The organism is Streptomyces sp. NPDC019937 (assembly GCF_040631655.1).
Taxonomy (GTDB): Bacteria; Actinomycetota; Actinomycetes; order Streptomycetales; family Streptomycetaceae; genus Streptomyces.
Genome location: NZ_JBEYAL010000081.1, coordinates 1 through 20,157 on the forward strand (window position 1 = coordinate 1; position 20,157 = coordinate 20,157).

17 protein-coding genes and 2 pseudogenes are annotated in these 20,157 nt (G+C 74.4%); 7 read left to right on the forward strand and 12 right to left on the reverse strand.

The annotated features are described in order from the left end of the window. From ABZ562_RS39900 to ABZ562_RS39910, 3 genes and pseudogenes are all read left to right on the forward strand, one after another. Nucleotides 1-255: pseudogene (locus tag ABZ562_RS39900) on the forward strand (IS630 family transposase); the annotation flags it as partial. Nucleotides 256-350: 95 nt separating this feature from the next. After that, entirely contained in the window at nt 351-1,703 is a 1,353-nt protein-coding gene (locus ABZ562_RS39905; protein ID WP_361490025.1) for a sensor histidine kinase, read from the forward strand. A 5-nt stretch (nt 1,704-1,708) separates the two neighbouring features. Next, nucleotides 1,709-2,374 carry a response regulator transcription factor gene (locus tag ABZ562_RS39910; RefSeq protein WP_361490061.1) on the forward strand — a complete coding sequence of 222 codons (666 nt, stop codon included), beginning with the start codon at nt 1,709-1,711 and terminating at the stop codon, nt 2,372-2,374. 39 nt (nt 2,375-2,413) lie between these two features. Here ABZ562_RS39910 and ABZ562_RS39915 read toward each other — a convergent pair whose 3' ends face one another. Genes ABZ562_RS39915 through ABZ562_RS39930 form a run of 4 tightly spaced genes read right to left on the reverse strand, consistent with a single transcriptional unit; the run spans nt 2,414 to nt 5,598 of the window. Then, a complete protein-coding gene (locus ABZ562_RS39915) occupies nt 2,414-3,313 on the reverse strand; it encodes a DUF2797 domain-containing protein (RefSeq protein WP_361490028.1) in 900 nt (299 codons plus the stop codon). Next, a complete protein-coding gene (locus ABZ562_RS39920) occupies nt 3,310-3,555 on the reverse strand; it encodes a DUF6332 family protein (RefSeq protein WP_361490030.1) in 246 nt (81 codons plus the stop codon). The genes ABZ562_RS39915 and ABZ562_RS39920 overlap by 4 nt, the downstream gene beginning before the upstream one ends. Nucleotides 3,556-3,611: 56 nt before the next feature. Further along, complete coding sequence (locus tag ABZ562_RS39925) at nt 3,612-4,346, reverse strand: maleylpyruvate isomerase family mycothiol-dependent enzyme (protein ID WP_361490032.1); 735 nt, start codon at nt 4,344-4,346, stop codon at nt 3,612-3,614. A 49-nt stretch (nt 4,347-4,395) separates the two neighbouring features. Further along, entirely contained in the window at nt 4,396-5,598 is a 1,203-nt protein-coding gene (locus tag ABZ562_RS39930; RefSeq protein ID WP_361490034.1) for an MFS transporter, read from the reverse strand. Nucleotides 5,599-5,645: 47 nt separating this feature from the next. On the opposite strand from ABZ562_RS39930, the gene ABZ562_RS39935 reads away from it, so the two are divergent. Both ABZ562_RS39935 and ABZ562_RS39940 read left to right on the forward strand, forming a co-directional pair. Continuing rightward, nucleotides 5,646-6,872 carry an ROK family protein gene (locus ABZ562_RS39935; RefSeq protein ID WP_361490036.1) on the forward strand — a complete coding sequence of 409 codons (1,227 nt, stop codon included), beginning with the start codon at nt 5,646-5,648 and terminating at the stop codon, nt 6,870-6,872. 121 nt (nt 6,873-6,993) lie between these two features. Continuing rightward, nucleotides 6,994-7,287 (forward strand): SHOCT domain-containing protein, encoded by a 294-nt coding sequence (locus tag ABZ562_RS39940; RefSeq protein WP_361490039.1) that lies wholly within the window; start codon nt 6,994-6,996, stop codon nt 7,285-7,287. 412 nt (nt 7,288-7,699) lie between these two features. Here the strand turns inward: ABZ562_RS39940 and ABZ562_RS39945 are convergent. Both ABZ562_RS39945 and ABZ562_RS39950 read right to left on the reverse strand, forming a co-directional pair. After that, nucleotides 7,700-8,086: pseudogene (locus ABZ562_RS39945) on the reverse strand (ATP-binding protein); the annotation flags it as partial. 185 nt (nt 8,087-8,271) lie between these two features. Further along, nucleotides 8,272-8,598, reverse strand: coding sequence for a hypothetical protein (locus tag ABZ562_RS39950; protein ID WP_361490042.1), 327 nt, complete (start codon nt 8,596-8,598; stop codon nt 8,272-8,274). Nucleotides 8,599-8,773: 175 nt separating this feature from the next. On the opposite strand from ABZ562_RS39950, the gene ABZ562_RS39955 reads away from it, so the two are divergent. Beyond that, nucleotides 8,774-9,907, forward strand: a complete 1,134-nt coding sequence (locus tag ABZ562_RS39955) for a PLP-dependent cysteine synthase family protein (protein ID WP_361490044.1) — start codon at nt 8,774-8,776, stop codon at nt 9,905-9,907. Nucleotides 9,908-9,914: 7 nt separating this feature from the next. On the opposite strand, the gene ABZ562_RS39960 is transcribed toward ABZ562_RS39955, so the two are convergent. After that, nucleotides 9,915-10,388, reverse strand: coding sequence for an SRPBCC family protein (locus tag ABZ562_RS39960; RefSeq protein WP_361490047.1), 474 nt, complete (start codon nt 10,386-10,388; stop codon nt 9,915-9,917). Between the two features lie 55 nt (nt 10,389-10,443). Further along, the gene (locus ABZ562_RS39965; protein ID WP_361490049.1) at nt 10,444-11,292 is read right to left on the reverse strand and encodes a DeoR/GlpR family DNA-binding transcription regulator; all 849 of its coding nucleotides are present in this window, start codon (nt 11,290-11,292) and stop codon (nt 10,444-10,446) included. Nucleotides 11,293-11,635: 343 nt separating this feature from the next. Between ABZ562_RS39965 and ABZ562_RS39970 the strand changes: the two genes are divergently transcribed. Next, on the forward strand, nt 11,636-13,930 hold the full coding sequence (locus tag ABZ562_RS39970) for a hypothetical protein (RefSeq protein ID WP_361490064.1): 2,295 nt from the start codon (nt 11,636-11,638) through the stop codon (nt 13,928-13,930). On the opposite strand, the gene ABZ562_RS39975 is transcribed toward ABZ562_RS39970, so the two are convergent. The 4 genes from ABZ562_RS39975 to ABZ562_RS39990 form a co-directional block, all read right to left on the reverse strand. Beyond that, complete coding sequence (locus tag ABZ562_RS39975) at nt 13,900-16,347, reverse strand: right-handed parallel beta-helix repeat-containing protein (RefSeq protein WP_361490052.1); 2,448 nt, start codon at nt 16,345-16,347, stop codon at nt 13,900-13,902. The genes ABZ562_RS39970 and ABZ562_RS39975 overlap by 31 nt on opposite strands. A 188-nt stretch (nt 16,348-16,535) precedes the next feature. Further along, on the reverse strand, nt 16,536-17,138 hold the full coding sequence (locus ABZ562_RS39980) for a hypothetical protein (protein WP_361490067.1): 603 nt from the start codon (nt 17,136-17,138) through the stop codon (nt 16,536-16,538). A 91-nt stretch (nt 17,139-17,229) separates the two neighbouring features. After that, complete coding sequence (locus ABZ562_RS39985; RefSeq protein WP_361490055.1) at nt 17,230-18,987, reverse strand: GAF domain-containing protein; 1,758 nt, start codon at nt 18,985-18,987, stop codon at nt 17,230-17,232. A gap of 67 nt (nt 18,988-19,054) precedes the next feature. Beyond that, on the reverse strand, nt 19,055-19,942 hold the full coding sequence (locus ABZ562_RS39990) for a universal stress protein (protein WP_361490058.1): 888 nt from the start codon (nt 19,940-19,942) through the stop codon (nt 19,055-19,057). Between the last annotated feature and the right edge of the window lie 215 nt (nt 19,943-20,157).

Consider the following 20,157-nt stretch of genomic DNA (forward strand, 5'->3'; position numbering starts at 1 on the left):
CCGCGCTTCCACCTGCACTTCACGCCCACGAGTTCGTCCTGGCTGAACCTGGTCGAGCGGTGGTTCGCCGAACTCACGCAGAAGAAGCTCAAGCGCGGCGTCCACCGCTCCGTCCAGGCTCTCGAACGCGACATCCGGGCATGGCTGGCCGACTGGAACGAACACCCGCGACCGTTCGTCTGGACGAAGACAGCCGACGAGATCCTCGACAAAGTGGCCGCCTACTGCCACCGAATCTCCGACTCAGGTCACTAGCGGGCCCGTACTCCTGGGCCTACTCCGGCGGGAGTACGGGCGGCCACCGCGCGCGGGGGACGCCGTAGGCGGATGGCCGGTCTAGCGTTACCCGTATGCACGCATTCACGGGGGAGCGGGGGCCGGAGCGCGGGCCGGGGCGCGGGCCGGGCGGGTGGTGGCGCGGAGGTCCGTGGGGCGAGGGGCCGTTCGGCCCGCCGCGCACCGCCGTACCCTGGCGCTCCGCGCTCGCGGTCGCCGTCATCCAGCTGGTGGGCACGACGGTCGCCGCCCACCGGCAGCCCGACCGGGCGGACCTCGGCCCCGGTCTCTACGCGCTGCTGCTGGCCGGGCCCGCGCTGCTGCTCCTGCGCCACCGCCACCCCCGGCTCACCGTCCTCGGCGTCTCGGCGGTGACGCTCGGCTACCTCGCCGCGGGCGGCCCGAACGGCCCGGTCTTCCTCAGCGTCGTCGTCGCCTGCGTCGCCGCCATCGCCGCCGGGCAGCGGGTGGCGGCCTGGTGCGCGGTCGGCGCGCTGTGGGCGGGGCGGCTGCTCATCGCGCACTGGCTCTACCGCTGGCTGCCGCCCCCGGGCGACCGGCCCGCCGGATGGGGACAGGAAGTGGCGGTCGCGGCCTGGGCGGCGGTGGTGCTCGCCGCGGCCGAACTCGTCCGCGTACGGCGCGAGCAGTGGGCCCGCGAGCGGGCGGAGCGGGCCGCGGCGGTACGGCGCCGGGCGGACGAGGAGCGGCTGCGGATCGCCCGCGAACTGCATGACGTCCTCGCCCACAGCATCTCGGTCATCAACGTGCAGGCGGGGGTCGGCCTCGCCCTCCTCGACCAGGACCCCGAACAGGCCCGCACCGCGCTGACCACCATCAAGGCGGCCAGCAAGGAGGCGCTGGGCGAGGTCCGCCAGGTCCTGGACACCCTGCGGGCCTCCGGCGCCGCGCCGCGCCAGCCCGCCCCCGGTCTCGACCGGCTGCCGGAGCTGACCGAACAGGCCGCGGGCGCGGGGCTGACGGTGGAGGTGGCGACGCGGGGCACACCGGCCGCCCTGCCGCCGGGCACGGACCTGGCCGCGTTCCGCATCGTCCAGGAGGCCCTGACCAACATCGTCCGCCACTCCGGCGCCCGGACCGCGCGCGTCCGGTTGTCGTACGCCCCGGACGGGCTGGAGCTGCGGGTGGACGACGACGGCCCGGCGACCACGGACGACACGGCGGACGGCGCGACGGGCGGCGGCAACGGACTGGTCGGCATGCGCGAGCGCGCCGCGGCCCTCGGCGGCACGGTGGAGGCGGGCCCGCGCCCGGGCGGTGGCTTCCGCGTGCGGGCCCGCATCCCGCTCACCGCCGCGACCGCCACGCGCGCCGAGGCCGATGCGACCGCCACGCGCGCCGAGCCCGCCGAGGCCGATGCGTCCGCTGCGCCCGCCGCTTCCGACGCGACCGAGGAGACACCGTGAGCCGAGTGATCCGCGTCCTGCTCGCCGATGACCAGATCCTGGTCCGCGCGGGCTTCCGGGCACTGCTCGCCGCCCAGCCGGACATCGACGTGGTCGCCGAGGCCGCCGACGGGGAGCAGGCGCTGAAGGAGGTGCGAGAGCACCGCCCCGACGTCGTGCTCATGGACATCCGCATGCCCCTCCTCGACGGCCTCGCCGCGACCCGCCGGATCACCGCGGACCCCGCCCTCGCGGAGGTGAAGGTGGTCATGCTGACCACCTTCGAGCTGGACGAATACGTCTTCGAGGCCATCCGCGGCGGCGCCTCCGGCTTTCTCGTCAAGGACACCGAGCCGGAGGAACTGCTGCGCGCCGTGCGGGCCGTGGTCGACGGCGACGCGCTGCTGTCGCCCGGGGTCACCCGCCGCCTCATCGCCGAGTTCGCCCACCGCTCCAAGGAGCCGGCGCCCGCCTCGGTCCTCGCGGAACTGACCGAGCGGGAACGGGAGGTGATGGCCCTGGTGGGGATCGGTCTGTCCAACGAGGAGATCGCGCGGCGGCTGGTCGTCAGCCCGCTCACCGCCAAGACCCATGTGAGCCGCACGATGGTCAAACTGGGCGCGCGCGACCGCGCCCAGCTCGTCGTCCTCGCCTATGAGTCCGGGCTGGTGCGCCCGGGCTGGCTGGGCTGACGCACCCGGGATGGCTGGGCCGACGCACCCGGGCCCCCGTCAGAACAGCGCCTCGGGGCTCGCGGCCGCCCGCGCCGGAGCCTCCACCGGGGCCGTGGTCTCCGCGTCCGCCGCGGCCGCGCCGAGCGGACGGCCCGCCAGCAGACGGCCGTCCAGCAGCAGGGCGCGGCCGTCCGGCGCGGTCAGATGGATGTCCGGGCCCGCCACGCCCTCGATGCGTCCCGCCACCGTGCGATCGGCGGCGAGCCGGATCACCCCCCGCACCGGACGCAGCCGCTCCAGGTGGAACGCCTCGTCGTGGTGGACCGGCGCGAAGGCGGTGAGGGCCAGTGACTCCGGCAGACCGCCGAGCCCGCCCGCCCGCGCGTGCAGCGCCGCGAGCTCGGCGGCGCGGCGCTCCCGGGGCGGCGGTGCCTCGCGGGCCGCGCGCTTGGCGGCGTACGGGAAGCGGTCCGGGACGCCGAGCGCGGCGCCCAGCACGGCCTCCGCGCGCCGCGCGGCCATCAGCGGGCCACGGCCGAGCAGGGCGTACGAGAGCGCGGCCTGCTCCAGCAGCCGCACGCCCTGCCGCTCGGCCGCCGTGATGCCGACCTTGACCAACCCGGGCCCGAACCAGGCGAGATAGACGTCGTACGGGCGCGGGTCGTCGGCGTGGGTGTCGGCGGCGACCGAGTACGAACGGTCGAGCCGGGCGCAGTCCGCGCACTGCGCCGAGACGGCCGACGCGGCCACCTCGGCGTCGTCCGGGCAGGGGGTGTGCCGGGCGCCCCGGCGCACCCCGGTGCAGTGGCGGCCGGGCCCGGTGGTGAAGGCCAGCGGGCGGCCGGGGGTCAGCGCCGACGTCCGCTCACCATGGGCCGGGTGGCGCCACAGGAGCGCGGGGCCGGAGCCGGAGGACCAGCGCAGCCCCGCACAGCGCCACCGCCGGTCTCCGGTCATCCGCCCTTCCTCCGGGGCGGCAGCCACAGCACCCTGACGACGCGGTAGACGAACCCGGCGGTGGCCGCGATGGCGGCCGCCGTCCGCCACGCCGTCTCCTGGGCCCGCCCCAGCTCGCCGAAGAGCGCGGGGCCGGCGACGGCGACGAACAGGACCGCCGCCAGCAGCGCGCCCGTGACGACGGCGAACACGATCTCCACGGTGAGCGCGTCCCGGTCGGCCTGGCTACGGGGTCCGGTCATGGGGCATCAGTCCTCTGTCGGGTCCGGAAGGTGGTGCGTACCTCGCTGCCTTCCGCTCATACGCGCGAGTGCTCCCGCCACACCTGCGCCAGCGACAGATCGCCCTTGCCGCTCAGCGCGCTGTACGGCAGCCGGTTCCACACGACGAGATACAGCTCGCCGACCGGGCCGGTCAGCTCGCAGTCCGCGTCCCCCTCGGCGCCGCGCGTGGTGTGCGGGGGCTCTTCGGAGAGCCGCACCGTCCAGACATCGTCGGTGTCGGTGGCCCGCAGCCGCAGGGTGCGCGGGGTGTCCAGCCGCACCCGGCTGCGCTCCATCCCATGGAAGCGGACCAGCAGCTCATCGATCCCGTCCGCCGCGAAGGCCGGGTCGAACGGCGAGTGGTCGGCCCCCAGCGCCGATTCCGCGTCGACCCGGTGGATCGCCGTCTCATGGGCCTGCCGCCGGGCCCAGAACGCCAGCGGCGAGGGGGCGGGCAGGAAGGCGAAGGCCTCCAGGGCCGGATCGGCGTCGGTCAGCGCCTTGACCAGCGCCCGATGCCCCTCCCGATACCACGCCACCAGCTCGGCGCCGTCCTGCTCCGGCTCCTCACTCAGCTGAACCCGCTCCGTCAGGCCCTCGCTGACATAGCGGGTCGCCCACCGGTGCACCCGCCCGATGTGCGACAGCAGCTCACGGACCTGCCACCCGGGGCAGGTGGGCACCCGGGCGTCCGTGCCCGCCTTGGCCGCGGCGTCGGCCAGCAGGTGTCCCTCACGGTCCAGGACGTCGATCAGCTCGGCAATCTCCATGGCGGAATTCTGCCAGCCGCCACCGACAAGTGGGGTGACCTGGCGGAATTCAACCAACCCCGGGGCGCGCGACGTTGCGTGTGGCGTACGCGACGACGGCCGCGACCGCCGCCAGCGCCGCGACCGTGGTGAGCGCGGCGGGCAGCGAGAACCAGTCGGCGAGGAAGCCGATCATGGGCGGGCCCAGCAGCATGCCGCCGTAGCCGAGGGTGGAGGCCGCGGCGACCCCGCTGGGGCCGGTCAGCGCGCCCGCCCGGGCGATGGCCACGGGGAAGAGGTTGGCCAGGCCGAGCCCGGTCACCGCGAAGCCGAGCAGGGTGAGCCGGACCGTCGGCGCGAGCGCGCCCAGCAGCATCCCGGCCGCCGCCGTGGCGCCGCCCGCGGCCAGCGTCGTGGTCTGGCCGAGCCGTTCGAGCAGCATCGTGCCGGACAGCCGTCCGATGGCCATCGTCAGGGCGAAGACGGAGTAACCGGCGGCGGCGACCCCGGCGGACGCGTCGAGGTCCTGGTGCAGATGGAGCGCGGCCCAGTCCGCCATCGCCCCCTCGCCGTACGCCGTGCACAGGGCGATCAGGCCGAACACGGCGACCAGCCAGCGCGCGGGCCCCCGCCGCGCTCCGCCGGATGCCTCGGCCGCCGGGCTCGTATCGGTTTCGGGCGGCGACGGCGGCGGAACGGAGAGCAGCGTCCGGCCCGCGGCCGCCGTGAACACCAGCCCGACGGCGGCCAGCAGCGCCAGATGGCGGGTGGGGGAGAGATGGTCCGCGAGCAGCCCGCCGAGCCCCGCCCCGGCCATGCCGCCCAGGCTGAACGCCGCGTGGAAGCTGGGCATGACCGGCCTGCGCAGCGCGGCGATGAGATCAACGGCCGCGCTGTTCATGGAGACGTTGAGACCGCCGAAAGCGGTCCCGAAGACCAGCAGCACCAGCCCGAGGGCGAGCGCGGAACGGGTCAGTGGCGGCAGGGTGACGCTGAGCGAGAGCAGCACGGCGAGGGCGACCGTCGTGGCGTGGCTGCCGAAGCGCCGGCAGAGCCAGCCGGTGACCATCATGGTGGCCGTGGCACCCACCGACACGCACAACAGGGCGAGTCCCAGGGCGCCCGCGGAAGCACCCGTCTGGTCCTTGATCGCCGGAATACGGGCCACCCACCCGGCGAAGACGAAGCCGTCGAGGGCGAACAACGCGGTGAGGGCGGCGCGGAGTTGGAAGAGGGCGCGCTCGGGGGTGGCGGCGGCGCGTTTCCCCGTCATGGCCGTCCATGTTTTGTTTGATGTCGGCACAAAGTGAGAATAGGGGCGTGACCCAGACACGGACAAGGCTCGAGCGGGGCCGGGGCGCTCTCGGCCCGGCACTGGCGCTCGTACACACCGGCCGCGCGCCCACCCGCGCGGTGCTCACGACCGAACTCGGGGTGACCCGCGCGACCGCGGGAGCCGTCGCCGCCGAGCTGGAGGCGCTCGGCCTGATCGAGGTCGACGCGCGTCCGCTCGGCTCGGCGGGGGCGCAGGGCCGCCCGTCGCACCGGCTGGCGATCGCCCCGCGCGGCCCCGTCGCGCTCGCCGCCCAGGTGCACGCCGACGGCTTCCGGGCGGCGCTCGTCGGGCTCGGCGGCGCCATCGTCGCCACCGCCCCCGGCCGCATGACGGTGCCCGCCGACCCGGCGCACGTGCTCGACGCGGTCGTCGAGGCCGGAGCCGGGCTGCTGCGCGAGACCGGCCGCCGCTGTGTGGGCGCCGGTCTCGCGGTGCCGTCGGCGGTCGCCGAACCGGAGGGCACCGCGCTGAACCCGCTGCACATCGCCTGGCCCGCGGGCGCGCCGGTGCGCGAGCTGTTCACCCGGAGCCTCGCCGCGGCGGGCATCCGCGGCGCGGACGGGGAACCCCTCACCGGTCACGCGGGCAACGACGTCAACCTCGCCGCCCTCGCCGAACACCGGCACGGCGCAGGGCGCGGCGCCCAGCACCTGCTGTGCGTCGCCACCGGGCACCGCGGCGTCGGCGGCGCGCTGGTCCTCGACGGACGGCTGCACACCGGCAGCGCGGGGCTCGCCCTGGAGGTCGGCCATCTGACCGTCAACCCCGACGGGCCGCCCTGCCACTGCGGCAGCCGCGGCTGTCTGGACATCGAGGCCGACCCGCTCGCCTTCCTCACCGCCGCCGGGCGCGACCCCGGCCCCGAGGGCTCCCTGCTCCAGCAGGCGCGCGACCTGATCCGCGAGGACTACGCCGAACCGTCGGTGCGGGCCGCCGCCCAGCAGCTCATCGACCGGCTGGGCCTCGGGCTCGCCGGGCTCGTCAACATCCTCAACCCCGATCGCATCATCCTCGGCGGACTCCACCGCGAACTGCTGGAGGCCGACCCGGAGCGGCTGCGGGCGGTCGTCGCCGAGCGCAGCCTGTGGGGGCGGAGCGGGGGCGTGCCGATCCTGCCGTGCACGCTGGACCACGACAGCCTGGTGGGCGCGGCGGAGCTGGCGTGGCAGCCGGTGCTGGACGACCCGCTGGCGGCGCTGGGCGCGGCGTAGCGGTACCCGCCGTACTCCCCGGGGACGACACGAACTGCCCTCGGCCGTAGGACGACCCGGGCTCCGCCGGGCGGGACGCTCGGAGGCGAACCTTGCGGAACCACCGAGGAGCGCGATCACCATGAACACCCTGGCGCACGGCTTCACCGACGGACCCGGTCCCGGCCCGTGGATCGTCTTCTTCCCCCTGATGTGGGCGCTGGTCGTCGGCGGCGGGATCTTCCTGCTGCGGCGGACGGTGTGGCGCGGACGCGCCCCCTGGCAGCAGGGCCGCCCGGCGCTCGGCGAGCAGTCGCCGATCGTGGTGCTCGGGCGCCGCTTCGCGGCCGGTGAGATCGACGAGGACGAGTACTGGCGGCGGCTGTCCGTCCTGGACGAGCAGTTCGGCCGTCACACCAAGGGCGCCGCCGGCTGAGCGCCCGGACGTCCGGGCCGTCCCGTCCGTCGTGGGGCGGGGCGGCCCGGACGCCCGGTGACGATCCGTCCGCTCAGTGGGATACGGCCGATCGGGCGGCCGGTGCCCGCTCCCGTACGGGCGGTGCGGCCGGTGCCGCCGATACGGGTGCCACCGCCGGTGCGGGGGCGGGTGCCGATACGGATGCCGCCGCCGGTGCGGGGGCGGGCGCCGCCACGGGAGCCGGTGCGGACACGGGGGTCACCGGGGACACCGGGGACACCGGGGACACCGGGGACACCGGGGCCGGTGCGGAGGCCGGGGTGGGGGCCGCCGCCGGGCGCGAGGCGGTCGCGCGGTGCGGCGGCGCGGTGCGGGCGGCTCCGTACGCCGCGTACGGCGAGCCGGTCACGGTGGCGGGCTGCGGCACGGCCAGGGTGAACCAGACGACCTTGCCGGCGCCGTCGTCCCGTACGCGCATCCCCCAGGTCTGGCTGACCGCCGCGACCAGCGCGAGCCCCCGGCCGTGCGTGGATACGGGGTCGCATGCGCGGACCTTGGGCAGTCGCGGATCCTGGTCGCGGACCGAGACCGTCAGCCGGTCCGGCATGAGGGCGATCTCCACCGTGCACTGCTTGTCCGGCTCGGCATGCCGGTGCACATTGGTGAGCAGCTCGGTGACGCCGAGTGCGGCCGGGTCGATGAGCGGATCCAGATGCCAGTAGCGCAACTGCGCCGACACGATTCTGCGGACCTGACCGATCCGCGACGGCAGGGCTTGCAGCTCCACCGTGCAATGCCTGCTAGGACGACTGATCACGGCTGCGACTCCCTGAAGAAGTTGGGGCTAGCCTGATGCAGATGCGGGCGACGAACGCGTGCAGCAGTGGTGGCTGCTGTGCGCGACCGGTGGGCCGGTTCTCAGCGTCACCGCTTGTTGACCCTCAGTGATACTGATGCTCGTCCAGGGTCGGTCCCCCCGCGCGCATGCGCAACTCGGCCGCCTCACCCCTTGCGGGCGTGCCCCCGGGCGGATCGGACGGCGTCGAGGAAGCGGCTGGCGGCGCCGGACCCGGAGGGCTTGGCCGGGTCCTGCTGGCCGAGGGTGAGGCGGTAGCGGGTCCCGTTGACGGTCGCCATGGCCTGGTCGCCGTCCACGAACCACGGTTTGCTCGCCCGGACCGACTGCACCGGGGCGCTGTCGATCTCGCGCCCGTAGCTGGTCAGCAGCTGCAGTCTGCCGTCCTTGATCGAGACCTGTCCGGCGCGGGTGACCGAGCGCAGGAACCGCTCGATCCGTACACCCCTGGCGTTGAACTCGGTATCGGCCATCACGACCGCCTCCCCGGTGGCTTCCGACTGGCAAGCGCTGCTGCCTCATTCTCCCTGCTGCGCAGTGTGCCCGTGACCGGGCCGCCGCACCAGGGCGCACCGGGGTCCATTTAGGATCGAAACGGACCGAGTATGCCACTCGGACCGGGCACGGGGCACAAGCACGAGGAGCGGCGTGGACAGTACGACGCGGACGGTCGTCGACACGGTTGACGTGGACCGCAGCGACCACGACTACCGGAACTGGCTCAAGGAGGCCGTCCGGAAAGTGCAGGCCGACGCGCAGCGTTCCGCCGATACGCACCTGCTGAGCTTCCCGCTCCCGGAGCGGTGGGGGATCGACCTGTGCCTCAAGGACGAGTCCACCCACCCCACAGGGAGCCTCAAGCACCGGCTCGCCCGCTCACTGTTTCTCTACGGGCTCTGCAACGGCTGGATCCGCCCCGGCAAACCCGTCATCGAGGCGTCCAGCGGCTCCACCGCCGTCTCCGAGGCGTACTTCGCGAAGCTGATCGGCGTCCCCTTCATCGCGGTGATGCCGCGCACGACGAGCCGGGAAAAGTGCCGCCTGATCGAATTCCATGGCGGCCAGTGCCATTTCGTGGACGACCCGCGGAAGATGTACGAGGAGTCCATGAGGCTGGCGGGTGAGTCCGGGGGCCATTACATGGACCAGTTCACCTACGCCGAAAGGGCGACCGACTGGCGAGGCAACAACAACATCGCCGAGTCGATCTACCAGCAGCTGCGGCTGGAGCGCTACCCCGAACCGGCCTGGGTGGTCGCCACGGCGGGCACCGGCGGCACCTCCGCGACCATCGCGCGCTACGTGCACTACATGCAGTACGACACCCGGGTGTGCGTCGCCGACCCGGAGAACTCATGCTTCTTCGACGGCTGGGTGGACCACGACGCCCACGCGCGCAGCGAGTCGGGTTCCCGTATCGAGGGGATCGGCCGTCCCCGGATGGAGCCCAGCTTCGTGCCCGGCGCGATCGACCGGATGATGAAGGTCCCGGACGCGGCGAGCGTCGCGGCCGTACGGGCGCTGGAGCGGGCGATCGGCCGCAAGGCGGGCGGGTCCACGGGCACCGGGCTGTGGAGCGCGCTGAAGATCGTCGCGGAGATGGTGGCGCGGGGGCGCACGGGGAGCGTGGTGACGCTGCTGTGCGACCCGGGGGAGCGGTATCTGGACAAGTACTACTCGGACGCCTGGCTGGAGGAGCAGGGACTGGACATCGAGCCGCACGCGAAGGCGCTCGACGCCTTCCTGACGACCGGACGCTGGCCGGGCCAGCTCATCGCATGAAGGCGCCTCAGACCGCCGTCGTCAGGCGCCGGTCCAGGCACCGGACCGCGTCGTGGAACGCCCGCCGCAGCGCCGGGCGGAAGGCCCGCGCCGCGGCCCGGGTCACCGCCGTGCCGTCCAGCGCGAACGTGTAGCGCACCACCGTGCCGGAGTGCCACGGCACCAGCCGCCACTCCTCCAGCAGCGCCCGCAGCCCCGGCACGTTCGTCTCGTCGATCCGGTACGCGTACCGCTCGCACGGGTCCGTCGCCATGATCGTCTCGCGGAACCGGGTGCCGGCCATGAGCCGGATCTCCCGGCCCGTCCCGTCGGCCGTCGGGCGGGCGTCGGACACCTGGCGGAACCAGCGGGGCCAGCCCTCGACGTCGGCCAGCGCCCCGAACACCGCATCGGGCGGCGCCGACGCCTCGGCGACGAACGCGAGTCGGACCGGGGCGGTTTCGGTGTAGTCCAGCCCCACGGAACGCAACCGGTATGCCATGAGGCCAACGATAGCCGCACATCTGTCGCTCCGTCAGATGTGCGCCCCGCCGGCGTCAGAGCTCCGACGCGGCCTCGGCCGGCTCGCCCGCCACCACCAGCTCCGGCAGATACTCGGCGATCTCGGCACGCGCCCCGGCCGGCAGCCCCGGGTCCGTCACCAGCGCGTCCACCTGGTCCAGCGAGGCGAACGAACTCAGTCCCACCGTGCCCCACTTGGTGTGGTCGGCGACCACCACCACCCGCCGCGCGGACCGTACGAAGTGGCGATTGGTCTCCGCCTCCGCCAGGTTCGGCGTGGACAGCCCGGCCTCGACCGATATGCCGTGCACCCCGAGGAAGAGCACATCGAAGTGGAGCGAGCGCACCGCGGCGTCCGCGACCGGCCCCACCAGCGTGTCCGACGGGGTGCGCACCCCGCCCGTGAGCACCACGGTGGCCGCCCCGGGGCGCGGCGCCGCCCCGCCGAGCGCCGCCGACCGCTGCGCGGTGTAGAACACGTCCGCCACCCGGACCGAGTTGGTCACCACCGTCAGATCGGGCACCTCCAGCAGCTGCTGGGCCAGCGCGAACGCCGTCGTACCCCCGGCCAGCCCGATCGCCGTGCCCGGCGCGGCCATCGCGGCGGCGGCCTTCGCGATGTCCTCCTTGGCGCTCAGCTCCAGACCGGACTTGGCCTCGAACCCCGGCTCGTACGTGCTCGCCTCGGCGACCGGCACCGCGCCGCCGTGCACCTTCTCCACCACGCCCATCCGGGCCAGCGCGTCCAGATCGCGACGGACCGTCATGTCCGACACGTTGAGCTTGCGCGTCAGCTCGTTGACCCGCACTCCACCGCGCCTTCTGACCTCGTCGAGGATCAGGGCGCGCCGCTGCTCGGCGAGGAGGTTCTGGTTGTCGCTCACCCTGCCCGTTCCCTTCCGGTCGGCGCGTGTCGCCCGCGCGGCCATCTTCGCACGAGGGAGGGACAGCCGGTCCCCGGAGGACCGGGGGTTACGATTTCGCCACGCCCGGCCTGTCATGGTCCTGGTCCCGCCCCGCTGGGCACAATCCTGGAGCGAACACCGGGACGGAACGACCGCACGGACACCGGGATCGGGGGACACGGTGGCATCGAAAACGGGTACCAGGGCATCGGCAGCGGGGGTGGAGCGGACGCTGGGGGTGTCGCCGCCGCCCCCGGACAGCGGACCGCCCCCCGATCTGGAGCTGCTCGTCCACGGCGTCGGCGGCGCCACCCCCCAGGAGATGCTGAGCGATCCGCGCACCACCCCGCTCACCGGCGACGAGACCGCCGCGGTCTACCGGCGCATCGACGACATGGACGCCGAGTCCCGCCCGGACGACTACCGGGACGCCCCGGTCCGCGAGGCGTACGTCTGGTCCAACCTCACCTCCGGCAACGGCGCCCGCGCCCTGTGGCTGCTCCTGCTGCCCTTCATGGTCGTCAACCTGGCGCACTGGATGCGCCCCGCGGCCGACCGGCGGGAGCGGACCGTGCGCACCTACGGCCTGCTGGTGCGCCTGGTCGCGCTCAGCCTGACCGTGCTGCTGATCGCCGGGGCCTGCGAGGTCGCCCTCGACCTGGTCGCCTGGCAGTGCGCGGGCGCGCCCGACTGCTCCGACGGCACCTGGCTCGGCTTCCTGTCCGCCGGGGACGACGGCTGGTGGAGCCAGCCCGGCCGCCGGCTCGCCCTCACCGCCGTCGTACCGGCGGCCCTGGTCGGCCTGCTGTGGTACCTGTCCAACCGCACCTGGAGCGCGTACGAGTCGCAGGCACCGCTGGAGCTGCCGGTGGACGAGACCTGCCCCGAGTCGGAAAACCGCCCCGCGCTGTGCCTGCCGGGCTTCTGGTACGGCCGCCGGATCGTCGCCCGGCTGCGCGCCGCCCACACCGCCGCCGGATTCCTGACGATCGCCGCGGCCGTCACCGCGGCCACCGCCGGGTACGACCGCGGAGCGGGCGGCAGCGCCACGTCGGCCGCCCTGGGCCGGACGCTGCTGACCCTGGTGGTGGCCGGTGGCTGCGTGGTGGTGTACGTGGTGTGCCGGCGCGGCCGCAGCGAGACCAAAACCGACAGCGAACTGGACCGCCTCACCATCACCGCGCTGCCCGGCGCCGCGCTCGGCGTGCTGGTGCTCGCCCTGCTGTACGCGGGCTGGTCCCGCCCCCGCTGGGTCTCCCAGGGAAGGCTCCCCGGGGACCAGACGTTCTCCGTGATCGCGATCGCGCAGGGCGCGCTCATCGTGGCCATCGCGGTGTGCGCCCTGGTCCTGTACCGGGAGGGACCCAGCCCGCGCACCCCGCTGCGCGGGCTGGCCGGGCCCACCGTCGCCATGCTCGCCTGCGGACTCGGCTCGGTGCTCGCGGGCGGCGTCGCACAGCGCATCGCCGACTGGCTGGACGGCGGCGCCACCCCGGGCGAGGGCGGCACCATCGCGCCCCCCATCCTGCTGTCCTGGTGGGCCACGGCCATACCGGTGTTACTGCTGATGATCCTGCTGCTGGCCGTGATCTTCGCCCTGCGGGCCTGGCGGATCCGCGAACGCCTCATCCCCCACATCCTGGACAGCTATCCGGGCGAAACGGCCGACGCGGTCCGCACCCGCCGGATCGCCGGCACGATCGCCCGCGCCGGGCTCACCGACTCCGCCCCCTGGCTCGTCGGCCCCGTCGCCCTGCTCACCTTGCTGCTCGGGGGACTCGCGGTCGCCGGGGCCCTGGCCACCAACGAGGTGCCGGGGCGGGCCGCCGACGACACCCCGAGCATCGTGGACGCGGCCACCCAGACCGCACAGGCGCTCGGCTCCTGGATGATGGGCTTCGCCGTCCTGATGCTGGTCACCTGGGCCCGCCGCGCCTACCGCAGCCCGTCCGCCCGGCGCACCATCGGCATCCTGTGGGACGTCGGCACCTTCTGGCCGCGCGCCGCGCACCCCTTCGCCCCGCCCTGCTACGCCGAGCGCGCCGTCCCCGACCTGACCTGGCGGATGGAGACCTGGACCCGCACCTACGGCGGCCGCCTCGTCATCTCCGGGCACTCCCAGGGCAGCGTGCTGGCCGCCGCCGCGGTCTGGCAGGTCGACCTGCGCACCCGCGCCCAGATCGCGCTGCTCACCTACGGCTCACCGCTGGAGCGGCTGTACGGACGCTGGTTCCCCGCCTACTTCGGCCCCGCCCAACTCCGCTCGCTCCACGGCGAGGTGCGGTGCTGGCGCAACCTGTGGCGCTACACCGACCCCATCGGCGGCCCGATCCGGCTGCCCGACGGCACCGGGCCCGAGGTGGACTGCGACGCCTTCAAGGACCCGCTCGCCTACGGCCGCACCGCCGAACACCCGCTGCCCGCACCGATCCTGGGGCACTCCGAGTACCAGGCGGACCCGGCCTTCGACCGGGAGCGGGCCGAACTGCTCGCCCGGATCCCGGAGGGGACGCCCTGCGGCTGCGCGGCCGTACCGCAACCGGCCCGGAGCGATTCCGGACCGGCCCACGGCGACACGGCACCCGCTCAGAGCAGTTCGGGCAGATCCTCCGGGTAGAGCAGGGTGAGGTCATCGGTGGTCGGGTCGCTCAGCTGGGCGACCCGGCCCGCGTGCCGCTCCACCATCGCCTCGAAGGTCTGCCGGGCGGTGCGGCCGTTGCCGAACGCCGGGCCCTTCGGGAGCGCCGTGAAGTACTTCAGCAGCGCCTCCGAGGCGCCCTCGCCGATCCGGTACTCCTGGTCGTCGGCCTGCTGCTCCACGATCCGCAGCAGCTCCTCGGGCGCGTAGTCCCCGAAGGTGATGGTGCGGGAGAAGCGGGACGCCACCCCGGGGTTGACGGACAGGAAGCGCTCCATCTCCGCGGTGTACCCGGCGACGATGACCACCACCGAGTCCCGGTGGTCCTCCATCAGCTTCACCAGGGTGTCGATCGCCTCGCGCCCGAAGTCCCGGCCGGAGTCCTCGGGCGAGAGCGCGTACGCCTCGTCGATGAACAGCACCCCGCCGCGCGCCCGGTCGAACGCCTCCTGGGTGCGGATCGCCGTCGAGCCGATGTGCTCGCCGACCAGATCCACCCGGGAGACCTCCACCAGGTGGCCGCGCTCCAGCACCCCCAGGGAGGCCAGGATCTCGCCGTAGAGCCGGGCGACCGTCGTCTTGCCGGTGCCGGGAGAGCCGGTGAAGACCAGGTGGCGGCGGACCGAGGCGGCCTTCAGCCCGGCCTCCTGACGCCGCCGGCCGACCTCGATCATGTCGGTGAGGGCGCGCACCTCGCGCTTGACGCTCTCCAGCCCCACCAGCGCGTCCAGTTCGCCCAGCACCGTCGTGGAGGGCCGCACCGACACCGGCTCGGCGGGAGCGCCCGACCCGGCCGTCACGGCCGGGGGCTGGGTGGCGCGCTGCGCCGGGATGCCGCCCAGCAGCCCGCCCGTCGAGGCGGCGGTCTCCACGGCGGGCGCCGGGAGGGCGGGGGCGGTCGCCGGGGTGGTGACGGCGGTGGTGGCGCTCTCGTCGCTCGTGCAGTCCTCGACGGCCGGGCCCGCCTCGGAGAACTCGTAACCGCCGCGCGCGCACCGCTCGGTGCGGCACCGGGTCAGGGTGGTGCGGCAGCCGTCGATGATGTGGAAGCCGTAGCCGCTGCTGCCCGTCACCCGGCAGCCGGTGAAGGTGCCGCGGCCCTCGGCGGACACATAGAACCCGGCCTCCGTCGGCGAGGAGACCGTGGTGCGCTCGACCGTCGGATCGGCGCCCTTGGTGACGATCACCCCGGTCGAGGCGCCGTCGATGGTGCAGTTCGCCAGGGTGCCGCCGCTGCCATGATCGCGGAACCAGGCGCCGGTGGCCGCCTCCCGGATCCGGCAGTCGTCCAGCTGCGCGGTCGCCCCGTCGCTCACCGACACCGCCGTGTTGCGCACCTGCGACAGATCGCTGTCGACGACGTCCACGCGCGAGCCGCGGTCCAGCACGAACAGCGCGTCCGGCACGTCCCGCACCCGGCACGAGTCGAGCACGGCCGTGGCGCCGTCGCTCACCCACACGGCCGGATAGTCGCCCGTGCTCTCGTGCAGCTCACACTGGTTGGCGTCCACCCGGGTGCCCGGGTCCCACACCGACAGGCCGTTGCGCCCGAACCGGCGCACCGTCGAGCGGGTCAGCGTCAGCACCGAACGGGACCGCAGGTCGACCGCGTTCTCCGGGACGTCGTGGATCTCGCAGTCCGCGAGCGTGAGCACGGCGTCGGTGTCCAGGTTGACGCCGTCGCCCGTCGTGCGGTGCACCCGGCAGTCCGTGAGGTGCCCGGTCGCCCGCGCGGAGACCGTCACCCCGGCGCCCCGGATCTCGTACACCTCGCAGCCGACGGCCTCCAGCGAGCTGCCCTCGCCGGTGAGGGTGACCCCGGCGCCCGAGGAGTGGTGGATCCGGCACCGCTCCAGGCGCGGGCGGGCGCCGCCGCGCACCGCGACCCCGGACTGCCCGGCCGCCATCACCTCGCACTCCTCGAACACCCCGCCCGCGCCGTCCAGCACACTCAGGCCCACGCCCGCCGGGTTGTCCACGGTGCAGCGCCGCACGGTCGGCCGGGCGCCTCCGCGCACCTCGATGCCGACGGCGGAGCGGGTCGCGACCCGTACGTCCGTCAGCTCCGGGGTGCCCTCCTCGACCAGCAGCGCGGGCGACGCCGAGTCCATGCCCTCGACATGCAGATCCTGGACCACCGCGGACGCGCGTATCGTCAGCGCGACGCCGTCGGCGGGTGCGATCCGCACCGAGCCGCGGGAGGAGCCCTCGGGGCCGCGCAGGGTGACGGCCCGCCCCACCACCAGATTCTCGCGGTAGGTGCCGGGCGAGATGGAGAGCACGTCACCGTCCCCGGCGGCCTCCAGGGCCGCGGCGAGGGAGGCGTACTCTCCGGTGCGGCGCCGCCACCGCGACGTTCCGCTGTGCGTCACCTGGACGACCGAGCCCTGTGCCATGGTGCTGCTGTGCCCCCACCTCGTGCGTATGCCGGATGTGCGCGACTGTGCCGCTGTTCACGTGAAGGCCCCACCGTAGCGTGCGCATGGCACGCGGAGTTGACCTGCCCGGAAGGCCCGGCGCACGAGGTGTTGTGGTGACACGGCGCGAGCCGGGACGATGCCCGGCTCCACCGTACTGTCCGGCGTCAGCTGTCCGCGTCGGCTCGGCCCCAGTCCTGACCGGCCCGCGCCCACGCGATGTCCCACTGGGCGTACCGCCGGCGCACCAGCCGCCATACGACCAGCCGCCGCACGCCGTCGACCAGCCCGGCCGTCGCCGCGCCCGCGCCGATCCCGGCCAGCACCGCGTGGGTGGTCGTGGTGGCCGAGTCCAGCGGACGGCTCCTCAGACGGCCCTGGTCGTCCGTCCAGATACGGAACGTCTCGCCCGCGTCGGCGCCCGGGTGGGCGCCGAGCGTGCCCTGGTGCCTGCTGCCGTCCGGGCCCGTCCAGCCGGCGAGGACCCGGCGGTGGGCGTCACGCGCGGAGGCGGTCTCGGGGTCGGAGTCGATGGGTGGCTGCGGCAGCACCTTGGTCACGGTCGCCGTCACGACATGGCGCTCGGCGCGCTGCTCCTGCGCGGTTCTCTCCAGCGCCCCATGCGCCAGGGAACCCGCCGCCCAGCCCGTGGCCGGGGCCGCGAGCACGATCAGCACCGCGGCGACCAGCGCCGCGTACGCCTCCGCGACATCGGTCCTACGGCGCAGCGGGTTACGCCGCCAACGCCACAAGCCCTTGATCATTCGTATCATCCGCACGTCTTTCGACAACCCCCTTCCCCGTTCGTGGATACCGCATGGCAGGCCGGATATGCGCGAATTCGGTGAAGAGAGAGCCATATCACGGGCTGAACCCATTCGCCGCACCCGCGGGGCCGGGCGCGGCCCGTGGCACGCGCCACACCACCCGGGTGCCGCCCGCCTCGGGCGCCTCGATGCTCAGCGTGCCGCCCAGCAGCTCGGCCCGTGACCGCATGTTGACCAGCCCGCCGCTGGGGGCCGCGCCGCCGATGCCCACCCCATTGTCGGTGACGGTGAGAACGACATCCGCGCCGACCGTGAACCGTACGTCAACCCGCTGGGCGTGCGCGTGCCGGACGGTGTTGCTCAGCGCCTCGGCGAGTACCGCCAGCGCCTGATCGCCGGTCTCGTCCGGCACGTCGGTGTCGACCGGCCCGTCCATCAGCAGGGACGGCGTGAAGCCCAGGATGTCCGACGCCGACCGCACAGCCTTCACCAGCCGCCGGCGCAGGGTGGCCGGTTCACCGTCCTCGTCCCCGACCGCCCGCAGCGCGAAGATCGTCGAACGGATGATCTTGATCGTCTCGTCCAGGTCGTCCACCGCCCGGCCGACCCGCTCACCCGCCTCCGGATGCTCGATCAGCCGGCTCGCGCTCTGCAGCGTCAGCCCCGTCGCGAACAGCCGCTGGATCGCCAGATCGTGCAGGTCACGGGCGATCCGGTCGCGGTCGTGCAGCAGCGCCAGATGCTCGGACTCGGCACGGTGCCGGGCCAGTTCGAGCGCGAGCGCCGCCTGCGCGGCGAAGCCCGACAGCAGCTCCACCTCGTGGTCGTCGAACGCGGGCCGCCCCGCCAGCCGGCACAGCCGCAGCGCCCCGGTGGACCGCTCGTGGGCGACCAGCGGTACGGCCACCAGCGGGCCGAACTCGCTCTCCTGGTCCGGCAGCGGCCAGGCCCGCGCCCGGGAGTCGGTCCGTACGTCGCTCGCCACCGCGGGCCGCCCGGTGCGCACCGCGAGACCGGCCAGCGAGCCGTCGGAGGGCACCACCAGACTGCTGATGCGCTCCGCGTCATGCCCCTCGGCGACCTCCACCATCAGGCTGTCCGTGCCCGGAGCGGGCAGCAGGATGGCCGCCGAATCGGCCAGCGAGACCTGGAGGGCCAGCCGGGCGATCAGGCTCAGCACCTCGGCCGCCGGAGTGCCCGCCAGCAGCGTGCGCGTGATCACCCCCAGCGCCTCCAGCCACTGCTCCCGGCGGCGGCTCTCGTGGTACAGCCGGGCGTTGTCGATGGCCACCCCGGCGGCGACCGACAAGGTGGTCAGCACCGCCTCGTCATCGGGGTCGAACTGCGCGCCACCGCGCTTCTCCGTGAGATACAGATTGCCGAACACCTGGTCCCGGACCCGGATCGGCACCCCCAGGAACGAGCGCATCGGCGGATGGTGCGCCGGGAAGCCTTGGCTCGCCGGATGCTCGGACAGATCGGTCAGCCGCAGCGGCTGCGGATGGCGGATCAGCTCGCCCAGCAGGCCGTGGCCGCTCGGCAGCGGGCCGATCCGGTGCGCGAGATCCTCCGCTATGCCCACCGGCAGGAACTGCGAGAGCCGGTGCCGGTCGACCACGCCCAGCGCCCCGTACTCCGCGTCCGCCAGCAGCACCGCCGCCTCCACGATCCGCCGCAGCACCTGCTCCAGGTCCAGCTCACGGCCCACGCTGAGCACGGCCTCCAGCAGGCTGTGCATCCGCCCCTGCGTGGCCCGCGCGGCGTCCAGCCGCGCCTGCAGTTCGTCCAGGAGCTGATCCAGCCGGAGTTGAGGCAGCGCGGGATGACGCCCCTGATCCGCTGTGCCCGACACGCCGTTCCCCCCTTTGGTCCCCCATCGTTGCCGCCGCGAGACACAGCGTATCGAGAGGGAAGGGCCATCAGGGCTGCGGGACCACGGCCACCGGGCAGCGGGCGTGGTGCAGTACGGCGTGGTTGACCAGGCCCAGCTGCATGCCGAAGTGCCCCTGCCGCCGCCGGGCGCCCACCACCAGCAGGTCGGCGAGGTCCGACGCGTCCAGCAGCGCCTTGCGGGCCGGGCCCTCGACCGCGCGGTAGGCCACGGGGACGGGCGGCCGCGCCATCTCCGTCACCCCGCCCAGCGCCTCGTCCAGCAGCTCGGCGGCGTGCCCGGCGTGGTCCTCGTGCGGTCCGTGGTCCTCCGGTCCCGCGCAGCGCCAGGCGTGCACCGCCGCCAGCTCGCAGCCGCGCAGCAGGGCCTCCCGGAGCGCGAAGGCGACGGCGGGGGAGGGCGGGGCCTGGTCGTGCTCGCCCGGGCGCTCGCGCTCGGCGATGCCCACCGCGACGCGGTTCATCCGGCCCCGCACGCCCTCCGGACGGCCCCGGACGACGATCACCGGGCAGGACGCCCGGGCCGCGATGCCCAGCCCGACCGAGCCCAGCAGCAGGGACGCGAACTCGCCGCGCCCGCGCGACCCGACGACCACCGCCTCCGCGCTCTGACCGGCGCGCAGCAGGGCGGTCACCGCGTCCTCGGCCGCGAGGTCGGTCATCACCTTCAGCGCCGGGGCGCGCCGCCCGGCCCGCTCGGCGGCGGTGGCCAGCACGGTCTCGCTGTACAGGCGCTCGGTGGGGCGGTCGGCGGCCGTCGCGGGCACGTAGCCCTCGTACCGCTCCCACAGGGAGGCGTGCACGATGCGCAGGGGGAGCCGCCGCCGGGCCGCCATCTCGGCGGCCCAGTCCAGCGCGTCGGAGGCGGCGTCCGAACCGTCGACCCCGACGACCACGGGAAGCTCCACCGCGCCCACCGCCTCTCCTGCCCGCACCTGGCTGTATGCCCGCTCATTGTCCCGCCAAAGCGGTGGCGATGACGCGCTGTTCGGCGCACCGGGGGGACCCGATGGGCTAGGGGGTGTCGTGTGGATCATGCCGGGCTCCCGACGCCGCTGTGACATCAGCCGCTGGCGCGGCGGGCGGCACCTCGCGGCCCCGCGCTCGTCGCACGCAGCGCCGCTGCGCTCTC